The organism is Streptomyces sp. NPDC002886, assembly GCF_042888445.1.
Classification (GTDB): Bacteria; Actinomycetota; Actinomycetes; order Streptomycetales; family Streptomycetaceae; genus Streptomyces.
This window is the reverse complement of sequence record NZ_JBIAPV010000012.1, coordinates 161,719-180,498: the sequence shown is the minus strand read 5'-3', so window position 1 is coordinate 180,498 and position 18,780 is coordinate 161,719. Positions and strand designations below refer to the sequence as shown.

The following is an 18,780-nucleotide window of genomic DNA, read 5'->3' as shown; positions in this document are numbered from 1 at the left end:
TTCCTCCGGTTTCTCGGAATAGGGGGGTGGAAAGGGTTGCGCCCATTCCGGCCGCCGACTTACTCATGGAGGTGCGGCCCATCGTCCGCTGGACCGCGGATACATCAATGAATCGGAGTGAACTTCATGTGGGATGCGCAGTTCGAGGAGATTCTCCGCAAGCACCTTCCGTACCTGTCGCCGGGTCAGGCCATTCAGGAAAGCGATGATTTGCGTGACCTGGGTCTCGATTCCCTGGGTACGGTGTCCCTCATGGCCGACCTGGAGGACGGCTACAAGATTCGCTTTGTCGACGACATGATGCGGATGGAGAGCTTCGCCACCCCGGCCGTGCTGTGGAGCGGCATCGCCTCCCTGACCTCCGCCTGATCGTGCGGGACGAGCGTGACCGCCCTTCGCCCGGCAGACGCGGGGCGAAGGGCGGTCGTGCGTCTCGTGCGCTACGCGGCGGCCCGCCGGGGCCGCCTCGCCACGACGGGCCTCATGGCCATGTCGGGCGTGAGCCGGACCACCTCGAAGGTGCGGGTGGTGAGCGGCACCCGGCCGAACAGGCTGTCGGGGCCGGCCACCCGGACGGTGCCCACACCGAGCTCCTTGAGCGTGCCGACGACGGCCGGCCACACGACAGGGCGCACGTAGCCGTCGAGAAGCATGGTGCGGACGTCGTCGGCGTTCTTCAGCGACCGGCCGTCCTGGTCGGCGAGGACCGGCAGGTCGGGATCGCGGAAGGTGAGGTCGGGGAAGACCTTGTCCTCGATGAGGTCCCTCAGCCCTCCGAAGGCGCTGGAGTGCATGGGCGGGTTCATCGTGTAGATCGGCATCCCGCCCAGGGCGCGTAGCCGTTCCTCGATCCAGCCGACCATCCCGTCCCGCAGGGACAGCATCCAGAAGTCGTCGTCGATGTGGCAGGAGATGTCGTGCCACTCGCCGAGCTCCGTCAGCTCGGCCATGATCCGGTCGAGTTGCTCACGCGGCGTGCGGGCGAAGGACTGCGTGACGATGTCCGTGTGGTGTTCGGCGAAGTACTGCGTCTCGTAGCGCGTCATCTGCGCCGTCATGTGCACGGCGTCGGCGAAGCCGAGCGCGCCCGAGTAGACGGCCGCGGCCTTCCCGCCGAAGCTGGCTCCCACGCACACGTCGGGCCGGGCGCCGGCGGCGTCCTGGGACATCTGGGCCAGTGCGACGCTGTTCACGAGGAACGCGACCTGCGCGTACTCCGAATAGTCGTCCGGGTCGTCCCGGAAGCGCTCCAGCAGGTCGTAGCCGAGGACCTCCTCGGCCACTGCGAGGAGCTTCCTCGCGAACGGGTTGACCAGCATGAAGCGTGCGACGTCCTTGTAGGGGGACGGCGCCATGCCGGGGAAGACCACCGCAGTACCGCGGCGGACGTCGGTGTCCATGGTTGTTCGGCCTCCTACGAGGTCAGTTTCACGAAGCTTTCCTCGATCCGGGTGAGGACAGCGCTGATGTGCGGCAGCCGCAGCGGGTCGGCCGCGTCGAGCGCCGCCTGCTGCTCGGCCCGGGTCGCCCCGTAGAGCAGGCTCGTCGCCGCCTTGAAGCGCAGCGCCCGCTCGTCGTCGCCGAGCTGGTGCCCCGCGAGGACCACGATGCCGTGCTCGTCGAAGAGGTGCTCGAAGAGCGAAGGCGAGTCGGTGATGCCCTTCGCCGCGAGAGGCTCGCGCAGCGGTTCGAAGTCCGGGTAGACGTAGAACGCCCCGGTGGGCGGGCGGCAGTCGGCGCCGACCCCGGTCATGATTGCGTGCACCGCGCGGGCGACCACGCCGTGCAGCCGGGCGCTGGCGGCGAGCCTGGCCGTGATCTCCGGTGGCTCGTTGAAGACGTAGGTCGCGACTTCCTGCATCGGTGCGGCCAGCGTGGACCACACCTCGCTGGCGGCCGAGACCACGCCGTCGTGGATCCGGCGGCCCCACTCCCCGTCGGGGAAGCGCATGGCGCCGATGCGCCAGCCGCCGAGGGCGAGCGTCTTGCTCAGTCCCGTGCTCACCACCGTGCGGTGGGGGGCGACTTCGGCGGGACTCAGGAACGGGGTGGCCGGGTCGTGGACGATGTCCCGGTAGATCTCGTCCGAGACGATCAGCAGGTCCTCTTCCTCCGCGATGGCGCAGAGTTCGCGGATCCGCTCCGGGCCGGCCAGCGTCCCGGTCGGGTTGTCGGGCAGGGTCAGCACCAGGATCCGCGGGTCGTGGCCGAGGACCCGGGCGGCCCGGATCTCCTGCCGCAGCTTCGCGGGATCGGGGATGCCGCCGCAGTCGTCGGGGATCGGGACGCCGAACGCCCGCTTGCCGGCCAGGGCCGCCTGGGGGGCGTACGTGTTCCAGGCCGGTCGGGGGATCATCACGTCACCGGGGACGACCAGCTGGACCGCCATCAGCAGCGGCTTGCTGCCGGGGGCGACGATCACCTGGTCGGACGTGGTGGGAAGCCTGCGCCGGGTGAAGTACCCGGCGACGGCGTCCCTGACCTCGGCGCCGCCGTCCACGGGCCCGTAGGCGTTGTGGGCCGATCCTGCGGCGAGGCGCTCCGCCAGGGGGGCGAACACGGGGAGGCGCGCCTCCCCGAACCCGAGGTGGACGAGCGATTCACCCTGCGCCTGACGCCTGGCCACTGCCTGGTTGAGCAGGAGGTTGGGCGACACTCTGCGGGCGGTCATCGTTCGGCTCCTTTCAGCTGTGCGTGTTCTCGGTCTGGCCGGCGTTGTTCAGGCGGGCGGCGGCCGAGCCGAGGAAGGCCTCGGCGATGTCCAGATCGGTGGCGGGGTCCAGCTCGAGCTCGTCGACCCAGGCGGCGGTGTCCGAGTAGAGGGCCCGGAACGGCCGTCCCACCAGTGCGGGGTTGCGGGCCTGCAGCATGCGCAGCTGGAAGTAGCGCCCCTCGGCGGTGTCCTGGATGCCGTCCACGGCGACCTTGCCGGGGGTTGCCGACATCACGGGGCCCCGCACCGTGCGGGCCAGTCCCGGCAGCTGCCGGTAGGCCTCCTGGAAGATGCCCGCAGCCTTGGCCAGCGGGACCTTGAAGTACTCGTGGGGGCCCGTGTCACGCTCGACGAACATGTAGTAGGGCACCGCACCGAGGGCGAGTTCGGCCTTCCACAGGTCGCGCCATGCCGTCGCGTCGTCGTTGACGTGGGCGATGAGCGGAGCCTGGCAGTAGACCAGCGCGCCGGTGGACTTGATCCGGGAGATCGCCCTGCGGGCGATGTCGGTGGACAGCTCGCGGGGGTGGCTGAAGTGCGCCATCACCGCGAGGTTCTTCCCGGACGCGACCACCTGCTCGAACAGGCGCAGCACGTCGTCCGCGTCCTGGTCGGTGGTGAAGCGCTGCGGCCAGTAGGCGACCGACTTGGTGCCGATCCGGATCGTCTGCACCGTGTCCACGGCGAGCAGCGGCTCGATGTGGGTGCGCAGCCGGTCCGTGGTCATGATCATCGGGTCGCCGCCCGTGACCAGGACGTCGTTGATCTCCGGGTGGTCGCCGAGATAGGTGATCAGACCGCTCGGGTCGGGTGCGGAGAACTTCAGGTCGGCGTCACCGACGAACTGCGCCCACCGGAAGCAGTACGTGCAGTAGGCGTGGCAGGTCTGCCCCTGCCCGGGGAAGTACAGCACCGTCTCGCGGTACTTGTGCTGCAGCCCGGGCAGCTCCACCCCGTTCTGACTGGGCTTGTTGAGGCTCATCTGCCCCGAGGGGTGCGGGTTGAGACCGGCGCGGATGTCGCGCACCGTCTCCCGCAGCTCCCTCTTGGCCGCCGCGTCGGTCTGGTCCGCGAGCACGGCGAGGCGCTTCTCGTCCTCGGTGTTCAGCATTCCCTTCTGCGGGAAGACCAGCTGGTACATCGGATCGTCGGGAAGCCGCTGCCAGTCAATGAGCTGCTCCAGGACGTATTCGTTCACCCTGAAGGGCAGGACCATCGAGATGAGCCGCACCGTCTCGCGAGATGCGTCGTCGAGCCCGTAGCGGGCCGCGATCTCGTCGATGTGGCGCGGCCCGTAAGCGCGGTAGCGCGCCGCTTCGTCAGAGGCCTGGGCCAAGGGGGACAACGAAAGTCACCGGCCCTGCTTGACCAGAGCGCCGCCGTCGATCCGGATGTTCGTTCCGGTGACGTAGCGGGACTCGTCGGACACGAGGTAGACCACGGCGTTGGAGACGTCGTCGGCGCTGACGAAGGGAACCGGCATCGACTGGATGGAGGCGAACACCGGGAGGGCGTCCTCCTTCGTCGGGTTCTCCAGGTCGGGGCGGAAGGTCCGGTACACCGTGTCGTTGAGCAGCAGCGGCGTGTCGACGTTGGTCGGGTGCACGGCGTTGACGCGACGGCCGGAGGGGCCGAGCTGGCCGGCGAGCGAGGTCACGTAGTCGACGATCGTGTGCTTGGCGAACTTGTACGCGCCCATGCCCGGGCCGGCGATGGCGTCCTCGGGGCCGTACGGCGTGAAGGCCATGACCGAGCCGACGAGGACGACGGAGCCGCCCTCACCGATGTGCGGCAGCGCCGCGTGGACGGTGTTGAACACGCCGACCAGGTTGATGTCGAGCGTCGTGGTGTAGCCGTCCACCGGGCCCTGGCCCAGCGGCAAGATGCCCGCGTTGGGGATCACCGCGTCCAGTCGGCCGCCGAGCTCGGCGACGCCCTCGTCGATGGCCTTGCGCAGCGCGACGGCGTCGCGGACGTCGACCCGCTTGGCGACGGCGCGGCGGCCGGTCTTCTCGACGAGCTTGACGGTCTCCTCGAGCTCCTCCGGCGTGGCCAGCGCGTACGTGGCGGCGTCGATCTCCTCGCAGAGGTCGATCGCGATGATGTCGGCGCCGTCCTCGGCCAGCCTGACCGCATGACTGCGGCCCTGCCCCCGAGCCGCGCCGGTTATCACGACAACCTTGCCTTCAACCCGGCCCATTGAGGCCCTCCCTAGCTTATTGATGGCGATGCTTGATGCATCGCCCTCAGCAGTTCTACCGCCGGGGCCGGGGCAATTCCGTAAGCGCTGTCCCCTAACCAGCGACCGCAGGCCCACGTCAGGGGGCCCCTACACGGCAGCGGCTCTTTTACGGGGAATCCTTAGGGGTTTGGCGCTTTTTCTTCTGCGCCACGGGATTCCCGTCAACCGCCGGAGAAAACGTCTGCGGCGTATCGGCTTAGGGGGCGGTAAGGGTTTTCCGGGCGTCGTGCGCACTGAAACATTAGACGATGGCTCGTACGGGTGCGAGCGGCTCGGACATCAGGGAAAGATCAGGGAAAGCGGGGGCATGGCGTGGCACGTCGGTACGGCGGCATTCACTGCGCGGCCCTCAGCATCCCGGTGTCCACCATCCGCTCCGCCCAGACGGTCATGGCGCTGCGGACCTTTCCCTCGTCGGTCTTCCAGGCCTCGGCCAGTGAGGCCGCGGCGAGTTCGAGGAACCCGTCGTTGTGCCGGAGCGCGATCCACATGGCGGCACCGACGGGGCTGCACCGGAATTCGTCCCGGCCCGCCTTCCGCAGGCGCATCTGGCCGTTCGCCAGGGCGGTACCGCTCACTCCGTCGGCTGCCAGGATCCGCATTCCGTCCTCCTCGTTCAAGTGCGCCTCTAGTGCTTCAAGCATCGTGGCGCGAGGAGAACTCGACCATGGGGCTAGCCACCCTCTCCGTGCTGTTGCCACCTCCCGTCAAGGATGTGAGACCTCATGAGTCCAGCCGCCCAGAGTGCCGCCGAAGGGACCCTCGCGACGGCCGCCGGCTCCCCTGCGCAGGACGACGCGCAGGATGCCGCGGTCGAGTCGGAGCTGCTGGTCGAGGACGTCTCGATCGACGGCATGTGCGGCGTCTACTAGGCCCGCCGTGACCACCGCCTTCGACCCCCGGCTGCCCTACCGCCTGAGCCCGAGCGTGTCCCTGCGCCCGGAGCCGTTCGGCGCCCTCGCCTACGACTTCCGCACCCGGCGGCTGTCGTTCCTGAAGACGCCCGCGCTGGTGGGCACCGTACGCAGGCTGGCGGAACTGCCCGACGCACTGGGCGCGCTCACCGCCGCCGGGGTGCCGGCCGACCAGCACGCCCGGTACTGCCGGGCGCTGGCCGGACTGCTGACCGCGGGGACGATCGAACCCCGTGAGAGTGAGGTACCCGCATGAAACTCGTCGACCACTTCGAGCAGGGGCTGGACGCTCCCATCTGCCTCACCTGGGAGCTCACCTACGCCTGCAACCTGTCCTGCGTCCACTGCCTGTCCTCGTCCGGCCGGCGCGACCCGCGCGAGCTGACGACCGACGAGTGCAAGGCCGTGATCGACGAGCTGCAGCGGATGCAGGTGTTCTACGTCAACATCGGTGGCGGCGAACCGACGGTGCGCCCGGATTTCTGGGAGCTCGTCGAGTACGCCGTCGCCCATCAGGTGGGCGTCAAGTTCTCCACGAACGGCTTGCGCATCACCCCGGAACGAGCCCGCTGGCTGGCGGCCACCGACTACGTCGACGTGCAGATATCCCTCGACGGCGCCAGTGCCGAGGTCAACGACCCGGTCCGCGGGGAGGGCTCGTACGACATGGCGGTCACCGCCATGCGTAATCTGCGCGACGCGGGCTTCCGCGATTTCAAGATCAGCGTGGCCGTCACCCGCCACAACGTCCCGCAGCTCGACGAGTTCGCCGCGCTGGCGGCGGAGTACGGTGCGCAGCTGCGGATCACCCGGCTGCGGCCCTCCGGGCGCGGGGCCGACGTCTGGCACGACCTGCACCCGACCGCCGACCAGCAGATGGTGCTCTACCAGTGGCTGCTCGCCAACGGCGAGAAGGTGCTGACCGGCGACTCCTTCTTCCACCTGAACGCGCTGGGCTCCACGCCGCTGCCGGGTCTGAACCTGTGCGGGGCGGGCCGGGTGGTCTGCCTGATCGACCCGGTCGGCGACGTGTACGCCTGCCCGTTCGCCATCCACGACAACTTCCTGGCCGGCAACGTCCGCGACGCCGGCGGCTTCGCCTCGGTGTGGCGGGAGTCCGAACTGTTCGCGCGGCTGCGCAGCCCTCAGCCGGCCGGGGCCTGCTCCTCGTGCTCCGCCTTCGACTCCTGCCGCGGGGGCTGCCCGGCGGCCAAGTTCTTCACCGGGCTGCCTTTGGACGGCCCGGACCCGGAGTGCGTTCAGGGCCACGGCGAACGCGCTCTCGAGCTGGTCGGCGCGGGCGCCCGGCCCCGGCCCGACAAGGACCACTCGCACCGCACCCGTCGTACGAAGTCCGCCGCGGTGCCGGTGGCGATCGGCTGGGGGCCGCCCGCCGAGCCGATGGCCCCGGTCGCCCGGCCCTGCGACACCAGTCCGCTCGCCGGGTTCCGGCTGTGAGGGAGCTGACCGGGGCGGTCGTGCTCGCGGGCCGCAGCGCGCAGAGCCGGGTCGTGTTCGGCCCGCACGAGACGAACCTCGGCGCCGGCCGGTCCCTTTCGGACCGGCACGTCGCCTATTACGAGCGGCGGGCCGCGGGCGGCGCGGGCATGGTCGTCACGGAGACCGCGAGCGTGCTCGCCTCCGACTGGCCGTACGAGCGCGCGCCACTGGCAGCGGCGTGCGGTCCCGGCTGGGCGGCGACGGCCGCGGCCTGCCGCCCGTACGGTGCGCTGGTGCTGGCCGGGCTCGGCCACAGCGGCTCGCAGGGCTCGTCCGCATACTCCCAGGAGCCGCTGTGGGCGCCTTCGCGGGTGCCGGACGTGGTCAGCCGCGAGATGCCGATGGAAATGGAGCAGGGCGAGATCGACTCCGTCGTCGGCGCCTTCGCGGCGTCCGCGGAACTGGCGGTCGCCTCCGGTCTGGACGGTGTGGAGGTCAACGCCGGCCAGCACGCCCTGCTGCGGCAGTTCCTGTCGGGTCTGACCAACCAGCGCGAGGACGCGTACGGCACCGACCGGGCCGCCCTGCTGCTCGAGGTGCTGGCCGCGGTGCGCGAGCGGATCGGCGACGAGCGGATCCTCTCGCTCCGGCTGAGCTGCGACGAGCTGGCGCCCTGGGCCGGCATCACGCCCGAGGCCGGTGTCGAGCTGGCCCGGCGGATCGCGCCGGAGGTGGATCTGCTGGTGGTGGTGCGGGGTTCGGCGATGGGCACGGCGGCGACCCGCCCCGACGCGCACACCGACCCCGGTTTCAACACGGAGCTGTGCCGGTCCGTCCGTGGTGCCGTCGACGGGCGGTGCGCGGTGGTGCTGCAGGGCTCGGTCGTCGACGCGGAACAGGCCGTCCGCGCCCTGTCGGACGGTGTGGCGGACCTGGTCGAGATGACCCGGGCGCAGATCGCCGACCCGGAGCTCGTCCGCAAGCTCGCCGCCGGGCACGCCGACCGGATCCGCCCCTGCACCCTGGGCAACCAACGCTGCCAGGTACGGGACAACCGCAACCCGGTGGTCTCGTGCATCGCGGAGCCGCGCAGCGGATACGAGACCCAGGACCGGCCGGTGGAGGGCGCCGACGGGGGTGCCTCCCGCGGCGGCCGGCCCGTGCTGGTGGCCGGCGGCGGACCCGCCGGACTCGAGGCCGCCCGCGTGCTGGCCCTGCGCGGCCACCCGGTGCGGCTCGTCGAGGCCGCCGACCGCCTGGGCGGATCGCTGCACCTGGCCGCCCGGATCCCCGGGCGGGAGCGGTTGGCGCGGCTCGCGCACTGGCTGACGGCCGAGGTGGAACGCCTGGGCGTCACCGTCGAGACCGGCACCCGGCCGTCCGCGGCCGAGCTGGAGGCCGCGGCCGCCACGGGCGGCCTGATCCTGGCCACCGGCTCGGTGCCCGGTCCCCACGACTACGCGGTGCACGACGGCGCCGCCGTCCTCGACGTCGCCGAGGTGCTCGGCGCGCCCGACCCGGCGAGCACCCTGCCCGAGGGCCCGGTCGCGGTGTACGACACGGTGGGCGACGCCGTGGCCGTCGGCGTCACGGAGCTGCTCGCCGCCGCCGGCCGCAGCGTCACCGTCATCACCCGCGACCAGGTCGTCGGCACCCAGCTGGCCATCACCGGCGACCTGGCCCCGGCCAACTCCCGGCTCCAGCAGGCCGGTGTGGTCCAGGCCCGGCGCAGCGTCCTGCGCGAGGTGCACCCCGGTCACGTGGTGGTCACCGACGCGCTGACCGGCGTACGGACGGAGATACCGTGCGCGGCGCTGGTGCACTGCGGACACCGGCTGCCGGACCCCGGCACCGCCGCGCCCGCGGGTGCGGTGCCCGCGGGGGACCGCGTCGCCCCCCGCACGGTGTACGAGGCGGTGCTCGAGGGCCGCCGCGCCGCGCTGGCCGTTTCGGGCGCCGACGCGGCGACCGCGCTGCCCGTCGGGCCCCCCGCTCCCGTCCGCGCGTTCCAGGTGGTGTCATGAGCAGCAACCCAGGGCGGCTTCGCCATCTGCTGAGCCCGCTGCGGATCGGCCCGCTCACCGTCGCCAACCGCGTGGTGTTCTCGGCCCATCTGACGAACTACGCCGAGGACGGGCTGCCGAGCGAGCAGCACGCCGCGTACTACGCGGCCCGGGCCGCCGGCGGCGCCGGGCTGATCATCACCGAGGAGCACTCGACCCACCCGACGGACTGGCCGTACGAGAAGCTCATCCACGGCTTCCGGCGCGCCGCCGTCCCCGGCTACCGGCGCATCACCGAGGCGGTGCACGCCCACGGCGTCCCGATCATCGCGCAGCTCAACCACAACGGCGGGCAGGCGTCGGGCATGTACTCGCGGCTGCCGGTGTGGGCGCCGTCACCGGTGCCCGACCCCCTCTTCCGCGAGGTGCCCAAGGCCGTCGACGCGCACGAGATCGCCGAGATCGTGGCGGGCTACGGCACGGTCGCCGGGCACTGCGCCGAGGGCGGGTTCGACGGGGTGGAGCTGCAGTGCTCCCACTCCTCCATCGTGCGCGGCTTCCTCTCCCCCGCCACCAACCACCGCGGCGACGGCTACGGCGGATCCCTGGCCGGCCGCGCCCGGATCCTGCTGGAGATCATCGACGCGGTACGGGAGGCCATCGGGCCCGACCGGGCGCTGGGCGTCCGGCTCTGCGGCGACGAGCTGATCGAGGGCGGCACCACCATCGACGAGGCCGTCGAGGTCGCCCGGATGGTCGAGGCGACCGGCAAGGTCGACTACATCAACACCTCGATCGGCGTGGCCACGTCCACGCTCTACATGATCGAGGCCTCGATGGCGATCCCGGCCGGGTACGCCCTGTTCATCTCCAACGCCATCCGGCGCGCGGTGAACCTCCCGGTGGTCGGCGTCGGCCGGATCAAGGACCCCGTCCAGGCCGAACGGGCGCTGGCCGAGGGCCACTGCGACCTCGTCGGCGTCGTGCGCGGCCAGATCGCCGACCCGGACTTCCTCGCGAAGGCCCGCGCCGGGGAGACCTCGGCGATCCGCACCTGCCTGTCCTGCAACCAGGAGTGCGTCGGGCGGATGGGCCTCAACCGCTGGCTGGGCTGCATCGAGAACCCGCGAGCCGGCCGGGAGGCCGTGCCGCTTCCCCTGCCCGTACCGGGGCGCCGGCCCCGGCGGGTGCTGGTCGTCGGCGGCGGCCCCGGCGGGCTCCAGGCGGCCGCCACGGCCGCCGAGCGGGGGCACGACGTGACACTGCTCGAGCGCGGGAGCGCGACGGGCGGCCAGGTCGCGGTCGCCGCGACCGTGCCCTCCCGAGCCGAGTTCCTGGATGTCGTACGCAATCTCGCCGCCGAATGCAGGCGGCGCGGTGTGAAGATCCGGACCGGGACCGAGGCGACGGCCGCATCGCTGCGCGCCGAGGCGCCCGACGCCGTCGTCCTGGCCACCGGCGCGCGCCCCGCGCTCCCCTGGTGGGCCGGCGGGCTGGAGCGCGTCGTGGACGTCCGCGATGTGCTGGAGGGCCGGGCCGCCCCGTCCGGCGAGGTCGTGATCGTCGACGACCTCGGCTTCCACCAGGCCACCTCGGTCGCCGAGCTGCTGGCCGACCGCGGCTGCCGTGTCACCGTCACCACCTCCGCGATGGTCGTCGGCCAGGACCTCGGCGTCACCCTCGACATGGAGACGTTCCAGGTCCGCGCGCACGCCAAGGGCATCCGCCAGCGCACGGACCAGGTCGTGCTGGGCGCGGCTGCCGAGCCGGCGGGCGGCGTGGAGCTGCAGGTCCTGACGCACACCACGGGCGCCACCGAGCAGGTGCGCGCCGACTGGGTGGTGTGCGCCACGCACCAGACACCGGAGGACTCCTTGTGGCACGAGCTGAAGGGCGCTCCGTTCGCCGTGCACCGCGTGGGTGACTGCGTCACCCCGCGGCGTGCGCACGCGGCGGTCATCGAGGGACACCGCGTGGCGGTGGGCCTGTGAGCGCGCCCGTGGACACCGGCGCCGTCGCGGTGGTCGTCGTACGCGGCGGCCGGCTGCCGGCCGGCAGCGACGAAGCCGTCGCCGAGGCGGGCGGTGCGGCCCTGCTCGTCGGGGACGGCACCGCGCACGCCTGCGCCGGGCTGACCTCCGCCGAACGCGTCTGGCTGGCCGAGTACACCCGTACGACACCGGGCGCGCTCGCCGCCGCCCTCGCCCCGCTGCTGGCAGGCGTGCCGGTCGTGGTGCTGCCCGCCTCGCCGGACGGCCGCGATCTGGCCCCGCGCCTCGCCCTGGCACTGGACCGGCCGCTGCTGGCCGGGGCGGTCACCGTCACCTCCGGCGGGGCCGACGTGCTGCGCTGGGAGGACCAGGCCCTGGTCGAACTGACCGTCGACGGCCCCTTCGTGGCGACCCTCGTGCCGGGCGTGCGGGGGGCGCTGCCCGCGACACCGGCCGGTGCGCCCGTCGTCATCAGCCTGCCCGAGGCCGCCGGGCCGGTGGCGGACGTCCACGTACGGGAGGTCCTCGCGCCGGAACCCGGGACCGCCGATCTCGCCGAGGCGCCCCGGGTGTTCGGCGCCGGGGCGGGGCTGGGCGACGAGGCCTCGGCGGTGCTGCTCACCGCGGTCGGTGCGGCGCTCGGCGCCTCAGTCGGCGCCACCCGCGTGGTCACCGACGTGGGCTGGCTCGGCCACGAACGGCAGATCGGCACGACCGGCGTGGTGATCGACCCCGAGCTGTACATCGCCTTCGGGGTCTCCGGCGCCGCGCAGCACACCGGCGGCCTCGGCCGGCCGCGCCACGTGGTGAGCGTGAACACCGATCCGTCCTGCCCGATGACCGAACTCGCCGACCTGGGCATCGTCGCCGACGCGACCGCCGTCGTCGAGGAGCTCGCCCGCCGCCTGGGAGTCACCCATGACTGACCCTATGTTCGATGTCGTCGTGGTCGGTGCCGGTCCCGCCGGCTGCGCGGCCGCACTGGAGGCGGCCCGCGCCGGCCGCTCGGTGGCCCTGGTCGAGCGCGGACCCTTCCCCGGCTCCAAGAACGTGTACGGCGGGGTCGTCTACGGCCGCATCCTCGACGAACTCGTCGAGAACTGGTGGGAGAAGATGCCCGTCGAGCGCTGGGTGACGCGCCGCTCGACCATGGTGATGACACCGGACCAGGCCTTGACCGTGGACTTCCGCAGTCAGGACTGGGGCGCGCCCCCGTACAACGGCGCGACCGTCCACCGGGCCGACCTCGATTCCTGGCTCGCCTCCCTCGCCGTGGAGGCGGGTGCCGTCCTCGTCACCTCGACGGTCGCGACGGGGCTGCTGCGCGATGGACGGGGCAAGGTGACGGGCGTCCGTACGGACCGTCCCGAGGGCGACCTCACCGCGTCCGTGGTCATCGCCTGCGACGGCGTCAACTCGTTCCTGGCCAAGGAAGCGGGCCTGTACCCGTCCGGGCCGACGGCCAAGCACACCACCCTCGGAGTGAAGGAGACCCTCGCCCTGCCCCGCGAGGTCATCGAGGAGCGCTTCGCCGTCACCGGCCGCGAGGGCGTGGACCTGGAGATCCTGGGCTGTACGCGGTCCATTCCGGGCGGCGGATTCCTGTACACGCACCTCGACTCGGTCAGCATCGGCGTGGTCGTCGGCCTCGAGGGTCTCGCTGCCGCGAAGGTGCGCCCCGAGGACCTCCTGTCCGGCCTCAAGGCACACCCGGCCATCGCCCCGCTGATCCGCGGCGCGGAGCTGAAGGAGTACTCCGCCCACCTGATCCCCGAGGGCGGCTACGACACCATCCCCGAACTGGTCGGCGACGGGATCCTGGTGGCGGGAGACGCCGCCGCCATGTGCCTGGCCGCGGGCATCTGGCTGGAGGGCGTCAACTTCGCGCTCGGCGCGGGCATGTACGCGGGCCGTGCCGCCGCGGCGGCGGTGGCCCTCGGCGACAGCTCGCGCAAGGGCCTGTCCGGCTACCGGCGCATGCTGGAGGAGTCGTTCGTCCTGGCCGACCACCGCAAGCTGCGCCGGGCTCCGGGCCTGCTGTTCTCCGAACGGTTCCAGCAGCAGTACCCGGCCCTGATCTGCGACGTGGTGCAGGGCCTGTTCCACGTCGACAACCCCCGCCCGAAGCCGGGCGTCCTGCGGCTGCTGCGCACCGCGGCCCGCCGCCGCGGCGTCCGCACGCGCCACCTGCTGGCCGACGCGCTCAACGGATTGAGGACTTTCGGATGACCGGAACCGGCAAAGCCACCGCGGAGCAGTACGGGACGGCGTTCGAGGACCGGATGGACACCGTCGAGTTCCGGGTCTCGCCGAACGCGCACATCACGGTCGACACCGACGTCTGCCGCGGCTGCACCACCCGGGCCTGCCTGCACGTGTGCCCGGCGAAGCTCTTCGTGCCCACCGCCGACGGCGGCCTCGTCTTCAACCACGAGCAGTGCTTCGAGTGCGGCACCTGCTACCTCGTCTGCGATGCCGACGGCGCCATCACCTGGAACTACCCCGAAGGCGGCCACGGCGTCGTCTTCCGGAAGGGATGAGCGCCATGCTGGTCGTCGCCGCGCTGCGCTGGGACGCCGGGCGGACCCGGGTCCATCCGCTGACGGGAGCCGTGGAGTGCGACGCGCTCGCGGGCGGTGCCGCGGCCGCGGACCGCAGCGCCCTCGAGCACGCGCTGCGCCTGGCCGAGCGGTACGGCGGCCGCTGCGTCGCCGTCACCGTGGGCCCGGCCGCCGCCGAGGCCATGCTGCGCGAGGCGCTGGCCTGCGGGGCGGCGGAGGTCTTGCGGGTGACCGGCCCCGACGAGGACGCCGAGGCGACCGCGCGGACCCTGCTGGACGCCGTGAGCCGCCGCTTCGGCGCCCCGGACCTCATCGTGTGCGGGGAGCGTTCGGCCGACTGGGGGACCGCGGCCACCCCGGCTCTCCTGGCCGGTCTGCTGGGCTCGGCCCAAGCCACCGGGCTGATCGAACTCACCTCCGACGGAGCGGGTCTGCGGGCCGTGCGGCGGCTGGACGGCGGACGCCGCGAGCGGCTCGACGTGCCGCTGCCCGCGGTCTGCTCGGTGGAGCGGGGCAGTGCGACGCTGCGGCGGGCCCCGCTGCCCGCCGTGCTGGCCGCGCAGTCCGCCGCCGTCCCGGCCGTGCGGGCCGAGGGCCCGGGGGCGCGGGGCCGGGTGCGTACCGGCGCCGTGCGTCCGTACCGGCCCCGGCCGACGGTGTGCCCGGCGCCCGGCGCCGCCGACCCCCGCGAGCGGCTGCTGGCCCTGACCGGGGCCCTGGAGCAGCGCACTCCGCCCCGGCTCGTCACCCCGCCGAGCCCGGCGGCCGCGGTCGACGAACTCCTCGGCTACCTGCGCGAACACGCCTATCTCGACGCGGCGGGCAGCGAAGCCGGTGCCTAGGGTCGCGCTGGTGACGGGCGCCGCACGGGGGATCGGCGCCGCGGTGGTGGAGCAGTTGGCCGACGCGGGCTGGCAGGTGGTCGCCACCGACCGGTGCGCGGACCTGCCGGGTGTGCCGTATCCCCTGGGCGGCAGGCAGGAACTGGCGGAGCTCGCCGCGCGGTGGCCGGGCCGGGTCGTCGACGTCGTCGCCGACGTCCGCGACCTCGACGCCCTGCGGGCGGCGGTGGCCACCGCGGAAGAGCGGTTCGGGGCGCTGGACGCGGCGGTGGCCGCGGCCGCGGTCATCGCGGGCGGGCGCCCGCTGTGGGAGACGCCGGACGACGAGTGGGACGCCCTGTTCGAGACCGGCCTGCGCGGTGTCGCGAACCTGGCGCGGGCCGCCGTTCCCGCGCTGCTGCGCCGGCCGGAGCCGCGCTCGGGCCGGTTCGTGGCGCTGGCTTCGGCGGCGGCCCACCGCGGCCTGTGGCACCTGGCGGCGTACAACGCGGCCAAGCACGGCGTGGTGGGACTGGTCCGCGGCCTGGCCACGGACCTGCGGGGGACGGGCGTCACCGCCACGGCCGTCTCCCCCGGATCCACCCGTACCGCCATGCTCGACGCGAGCGCGGCCCTCTACGGTCTGCCGGACGTCGAGGAGTTCGCCGTCCACCAGCTGGTGGACCGGCTGCTCGATCCGGCGGAGGTCGCTGCCGCCGTGTGCTGGCTGTGCAGCGAGCAGTCTTCCGCCGTCACCGGCACGGTCGTCCACGCGGACGGGGGCTTCACCGCATGAGCGCGTACGTTCTGAGTCCCGACCCGGGGCTGCTCCGGCTGGCCGGCGGCAGGGTCCTGCTCGGCGGATCGCCCTGCCGGGTGCTGCGCCTGACCGCGGCCGGGGGACGGCTCGCGGACGGCTGGCTGGCCGGCTCCCCCGTCGGGGACCGTCCGGCGCACCGGCGGCTGGCCGCCCGTCTGGTGCGGGCCGGGCTGGCGCATCCGCACCCCGCGGACAGCCGCCTCACGCCCGCGGACGTCACGGTGGTCGTACCCGTCCGCGACCACGCGCGGGCGCTGCGGGAACTCCTGCCCGCCATCGGCCCGGTGGGCCGCGTCGTGGTGGTGGACGACGGCTCGGCCGTCCCGCTCGACGGGGCCGCCGTACGCCACGCCACGGCGCGGGGTCCGGCGGCGGCCCGCAACTCCGGCTGGCGCCTGGCCTCGACGGAGCTGGTGGCCTTCCTCGACGCGGACGTCCGCCCGGAGCCCGGCTGGCTGGAGCCGCTGCTGCGGCAGTTCGAGGACCCGGACGTGCACGCCGCGGCCCCGCGCGTGCGCAGCGCCCCGGGCCCTTCCGTACGGGAGCGCTACGAGGAACACCGCTCCCCGCTGGACCTCGGTCCCCTCCCCTCCGCGGTCCGCCCGGGCACCCGGGTCCCCTTCGTCCCGTCGGCGGCCCTGGTCGTGCGCACCCGCGTCCTCGGGACGCACGGGGGGTTCGCCGAGGAGATGCGTTTCGGCGAGGACGTCGACCTGGTGTGGCGCATCGCGGAGGGCGGTGAGGTCCGCTACGTCCCCGAGTCGGTCGTCCACCACGCCCCGCGGTCCACCTGGGGTGCCTGGGCGCGGCAGCGCTTCGGCTACGGAACCTCGGCCGCGCCGCTGTCGCTGCGGCACGGCGCCGCCGTCGCCCCGGTGCGCATGTCCCCTTGGAGCGCGCTGTCCTGGGCTGCCGTCCTCGCGGGCCGGCCGCTGGCCGGCCTGGCCGTGGCGGCCGGTACGGCGGCCCTGCTCCCCCGCAAGCTGTCCCCCTCGGGGGTTCCCGCGGGGGTCTCCCTCTCCCTGGCGATGCGCGGCCATGCCGGTGCGGGCGGCCAGCTCGCCGAGGTCGCCGGCCGCGTCTGGTGGCCCGTTCTGGCCGCCCATCCCCGCGGCCGGATGCTGCTGGCCGCGGCCTGCGCCCGGCACCTCGTCAGCTGGTACCGGGTCCGCCCGGATCTGGATCCGGTGCGCTGGACGGCGCTGCGCACCGCCGACGACCTGGCGTACGGGGCCGGGGTCTGGTGGGGCGCCCTGCGCGGGCGTACGACCGGGCCGCTGCGGCCCGACCTGGCCGGGCACGGCGCCCGCCGCTCCACCGACCGGAGGGCGGGGACACTGATATGAGCCGCCTGGACAGCGCGGCGTGGCCGCAGTTGGCCGCACCCGGCGCCCCCCGGGTGCTGGTGGTGCCGCTCGGGTCGACCGAACAGCACGGTCCGCACCTGCCGTTCACGGTGGACACCGAGATCGCGGCCGCGCTCGCCGAGTCGCTCGAGCGCCGGCGCCCGGACGTGGTGCTGGCGCCTGCCGTGCCGTACGGGTCCAGCGGGGAGCACGCCGGTTTCCCCGGCACCCTCTCCATCGGCCGGGCGGCCGTCGAGCTGCTGCTGGTGGAACTCGTCCGGTCGGCCGACGCGTTCGGCGGGGTGGTGCTGGTCAGCGGGCACGGTGGCAACGCCGTACCCCTGCGGGCCGCGGTGGCCCTGCTGAGTAGTGAGGGCCGCAACGTACTGGCCTGGTCTCCGTCCGGGGACCCGCGGGACAGTCACGCCGGCCGGCTCGAGACCTCGGTGATGCTCGCCCTGCGCCCAGGGGCCGTCCGGATGCCGGACGCCGTGCCGGGAGACGTACGGCCGCTCGCGGAGGTCCTGCCCGCCCTGATGGAGTCGGGCGTGCGCGCCGTCTCCCCGAACGGCGTCCTCGGCAACCCGGTGGGCGCCACGGCGCGGGAGGGCGCGGCCGTGCTCACCCGCTGGACGGATTCCCTGCTCACGTCCTTCGACGCCTGGCGGTCCGGACACCGCGGGTAGGCCGTCTTCCGGGTCACGCCGGGCCGTTGCGCGCCGGGCCGTCGCACGCCGGGCCGTCGCACGCCCGGCCGCCGCGCGCCCTGGTCATCCGCGGGGCAGGATCTGCCGCGGCACGTCGCGCGGGTGGCCCGGGCGGCGCCATTCGCGCGGGTAGCCGACCGAGACCTCCTCGAAGGGGACGCCGTCGTGGACGGTGGAGCGCGGGATGTGCAGGTGTCCGTAGACGACCGCCGCCGCGCGGAAGCGCAGGTGCCAGTCGGCGGTGAGCTCGGTCCCGCACCACTGGGCGAACTCCGGATGGTGCAGGATCCTGGTCGGCTCGCGGACCAGCGGGTAATGGTTGACCAGCACCGTGGGCAGGGCGGGATCACAGGCCGCCAGCCGGCGTTCCGTCTCGGTGACGCGCGCCCTGCACCAGGCCTGCCGGCTGGGATAGGGGTCCGGGTGCAGCAGGAACTCGTCCGTGCACACCACGCCCTTCTCGTGGGCGAGGGCGAGGGACTCCTCGGTGTTCCGGGCGGCCGGGACGCGAAAGCTGTAGTCGTACCCCACGAAGAGCGGTGCGACGACCACCGGGCCGCCGGTTCCCTGCCACACGGGGTACGGGTCCTCCGGGGTCAGCACCCCCAGTCCGCGGCACAGCTCCACGAGATGCCGGTAGCGCTCCTCGCCGCGCAGCTGGACCACGTCCTCGCGCGGGGTCCACAGTTCGTGGTTGCCCGGCGCCCACACCACGGTGGAGAAGTTCCTGCTCAGGGTGGCCAGCCCCCACTCGATCAGCTCGCTCGTCTCGGCGACGTCCCCGGCGACGAGCAGCCAGTCGTCGTCGGACACCGGGCGCAGGCCCTCGACGATCTTGCGGTTCTCGGGGTGACCCACGTGCAGGTCGCTGATCGCGAGCAGGCTCATCCGCTCAACCTAGCGCGCCCCCGGCGCCCCGAGCACATGTCCATTCAGACAGGACCACTTCTCAAGTTGACATGAACATTCTGTTAAACGTCACCACTGAACGGCAGTGGTAACCAAGGAGGTCCCCCATGGCGCTTCGCGACGTTCTCCAGTCCCTGAACGACACCGACCTGGTCGCCGCCCCCACCGAGTCCCGTCTCGCCGGCGAGGGTGTCATCGACCCGGCCAAGGCCGCCGTCCTCTCCAACGACGAGGCCTACGACGCTCCGATGATGGTCATGAGCCAGATCAACGAGGCCTGACCGGACGGCAGTACCCGCAGGTGGAAGGCTGC

The 18,780-nt window shown here is 73.1% G+C and carries 20 protein-coding genes; 14 read left to right on the top strand and 6 right to left on the bottom strand.

Annotated elements, in window-relative coordinates; translation table 11 throughout:
- The first annotated feature begins 126 nt into the window (after positions 1-126).
- The gene (locus ACFYYB_RS36425) at positions 127-369 is read left to right on the top strand and encodes a phosphopantetheine-binding protein (protein ID WP_389441835.1); all 243 of its coding nucleotides are present in this window, start codon (positions 127-129) and stop codon (positions 367-369) included.
- A 71-nt stretch (positions 370-440) separates the two neighbouring features.
- On the opposite strand, the gene ACFYYB_RS36420 is transcribed toward ACFYYB_RS36425, so the two are convergent.
- The 5 genes from ACFYYB_RS36420 to ACFYYB_RS36400 all read right to left on the bottom strand — a co-directional run bounded on the left by ACFYYB_RS36420 (position 441) and on the right by ACFYYB_RS36400 (position 5,557).
- Complete coding sequence (locus ACFYYB_RS36420) at positions 441-1,400, bottom strand: ACP S-malonyltransferase (protein WP_389441720.1); 960 nt, start codon at positions 1,398-1,400, stop codon at positions 441-443.
- Positions 1,401-1,414: 14 nt separating this feature from the next.
- Entirely contained in the window at positions 1,415-2,671 is a 1,257-nt protein-coding gene (locus ACFYYB_RS36415; protein ID WP_389441717.1) for a pyridoxal phosphate-dependent aminotransferase, read from the bottom strand.
- A 13-nt stretch (positions 2,672-2,684) separates the two neighbouring features.
- On the bottom strand, positions 2,685-4,058 hold the full coding sequence (locus ACFYYB_RS36410; protein WP_389441714.1) for a KamA family radical SAM protein: 1,374 nt from the start codon (positions 4,056-4,058) through the stop codon (positions 2,685-2,687).
- Between the two features lie 6 nt (positions 4,059-4,064).
- Positions 4,065-4,913 carry a mycofactocin-coupled SDR family oxidoreductase gene (locus ACFYYB_RS36405; RefSeq protein WP_389441712.1) on the bottom strand — a complete coding sequence of 283 codons (849 nt, stop codon included), beginning with the start codon at positions 4,911-4,913 and terminating at the stop codon, positions 4,065-4,067.
- A 377-nt stretch (positions 4,914-5,290) separates the two neighbouring features.
- Positions 5,291-5,557, bottom strand: coding sequence for a PqqD family protein (locus ACFYYB_RS36400; protein WP_389441710.1), 267 nt, complete (start codon positions 5,555-5,557; stop codon positions 5,291-5,293).
- 123 nt (positions 5,558-5,680) lie between these two features.
- Here ACFYYB_RS36400 and mftA point away from each other — a divergent pair, with 123 nt between their 5' ends.
- Genes mftA through mftE form a run of 12 tightly spaced genes read left to right on the top strand, consistent with a single transcriptional unit; the run spans position 5,681 to position 17,537 of the window.
- A complete protein-coding gene (gene mftA, locus ACFYYB_RS36395) occupies positions 5,681-5,827 on the top strand; it encodes a mycofactocin precursor MftA (protein WP_389441707.1) in 147 nt (48 codons plus the stop codon).
- A gap of 7 nt (positions 5,828-5,834) precedes the next feature.
- Positions 5,835-6,125 carry a mycofactocin biosynthesis chaperone MftB gene (gene mftB, locus ACFYYB_RS36390; protein ID WP_389441704.1) on the top strand — a complete coding sequence of 97 codons (291 nt, stop codon included), beginning with the start codon at positions 5,835-5,837 and terminating at the stop codon, positions 6,123-6,125.
- Positions 6,122-7,327 carry a mycofactocin radical SAM maturase gene (mftC, locus tag ACFYYB_RS36385; RefSeq protein WP_389441701.1) on the top strand — a complete coding sequence of 402 codons (1,206 nt, stop codon included), beginning with the start codon at positions 6,122-6,124 and terminating at the stop codon, positions 7,325-7,327. The genes mftB and mftC overlap by 4 nt, the downstream gene beginning before the upstream one ends.
- Complete coding sequence (locus tag ACFYYB_RS36380) at positions 7,324-9,333, top strand: mycofactocin system FadH/OYE family oxidoreductase 1 (RefSeq protein ID WP_389441699.1); 2,010 nt, start codon at positions 7,324-7,326, stop codon at positions 9,331-9,333. The genes mftC and ACFYYB_RS36380 overlap by 4 nt, the downstream gene beginning before the upstream one ends.
- Entirely contained in the window at positions 9,330-11,303 is a 1,974-nt protein-coding gene (locus ACFYYB_RS36375) for a mycofactocin system FadH/OYE family oxidoreductase 2 (RefSeq protein WP_389441696.1), read from the top strand. Before ACFYYB_RS36380 ends, ACFYYB_RS36375 begins: the two co-directional genes overlap by 4 nt.
- Entirely contained in the window at positions 11,300-12,229 is a 930-nt protein-coding gene (locus ACFYYB_RS36370) for a mycofactocin-associated electron transfer flavoprotein alpha subunit (RefSeq protein ID WP_389441694.1), read from the top strand. Before ACFYYB_RS36375 ends, ACFYYB_RS36370 begins: the two co-directional genes overlap by 4 nt.
- Positions 12,222-13,532 (top strand): FAD-dependent oxidoreductase, encoded by a 1,311-nt coding sequence (locus ACFYYB_RS36365; protein ID WP_389441691.1) that lies wholly within the window; start codon positions 12,222-12,224, stop codon positions 13,530-13,532. Before ACFYYB_RS36370 ends, ACFYYB_RS36365 begins: the two co-directional genes overlap by 8 nt.
- Positions 13,529-13,843 (top strand): ferredoxin family protein, encoded by a 315-nt coding sequence (locus ACFYYB_RS36360; RefSeq protein ID WP_389441689.1) that lies wholly within the window; start codon positions 13,529-13,531, stop codon positions 13,841-13,843. Before ACFYYB_RS36365 ends, ACFYYB_RS36360 begins: the two co-directional genes overlap by 4 nt.
- Positions 13,840-14,706, top strand: coding sequence for a mycofactocin-associated electron transfer flavoprotein beta subunit (locus ACFYYB_RS36355; RefSeq protein WP_389441686.1), 867 nt, complete (start codon positions 13,840-13,842; stop codon positions 14,704-14,706). Before ACFYYB_RS36360 ends, ACFYYB_RS36355 begins: the two co-directional genes overlap by 4 nt.
- Positions 14,707-14,716: 10 nt before the next feature.
- The gene (locus tag ACFYYB_RS36350; protein ID WP_389441684.1) at positions 14,717-15,481 is read left to right on the top strand and encodes a mycofactocin-coupled SDR family oxidoreductase; all 765 of its coding nucleotides are present in this window, start codon (positions 14,717-14,719) and stop codon (positions 15,479-15,481) included.
- Positions 15,478-16,851 (top strand): mycofactocin biosynthesis glycosyltransferase MftF, encoded by a 1,374-nt coding sequence (mftF, locus tag ACFYYB_RS36345; RefSeq protein WP_389441681.1) that lies wholly within the window; start codon positions 15,478-15,480, stop codon positions 16,849-16,851. The genes ACFYYB_RS36350 and mftF overlap by 4 nt, the downstream gene beginning before the upstream one ends.
- Positions 16,848-17,537 carry a mycofactocin biosynthesis peptidyl-dipeptidase MftE gene (mftE, locus tag ACFYYB_RS36340; RefSeq protein ID WP_389441677.1) on the top strand — a complete coding sequence of 230 codons (690 nt, stop codon included), beginning with the start codon at positions 16,848-16,850 and terminating at the stop codon, positions 17,535-17,537. The genes mftF and mftE overlap by 4 nt, the downstream gene beginning before the upstream one ends.
- 84 nt (positions 17,538-17,621) lie before the next feature.
- Here the strand turns inward: mftE and ACFYYB_RS36335 are convergent, their stop codons facing one another.
- Positions 17,622-18,446, bottom strand: a complete 825-nt coding sequence (locus tag ACFYYB_RS36335) for a metallophosphoesterase family protein (RefSeq protein ID WP_389441675.1) — start codon at positions 18,444-18,446, stop codon at positions 17,622-17,624.
- Between the two features lie 128 nt (positions 18,447-18,574).
- On the opposite strand from ACFYYB_RS36335, the gene ACFYYB_RS36330 reads away from it, so the two are divergent.
- Positions 18,575-18,748, top strand: coding sequence for a hypothetical protein (locus ACFYYB_RS36330; RefSeq protein ID WP_389441673.1), 174 nt, complete (start codon positions 18,575-18,577; stop codon positions 18,746-18,748).
- Positions 18,749-18,780: the final 32 nt, after the last annotated feature.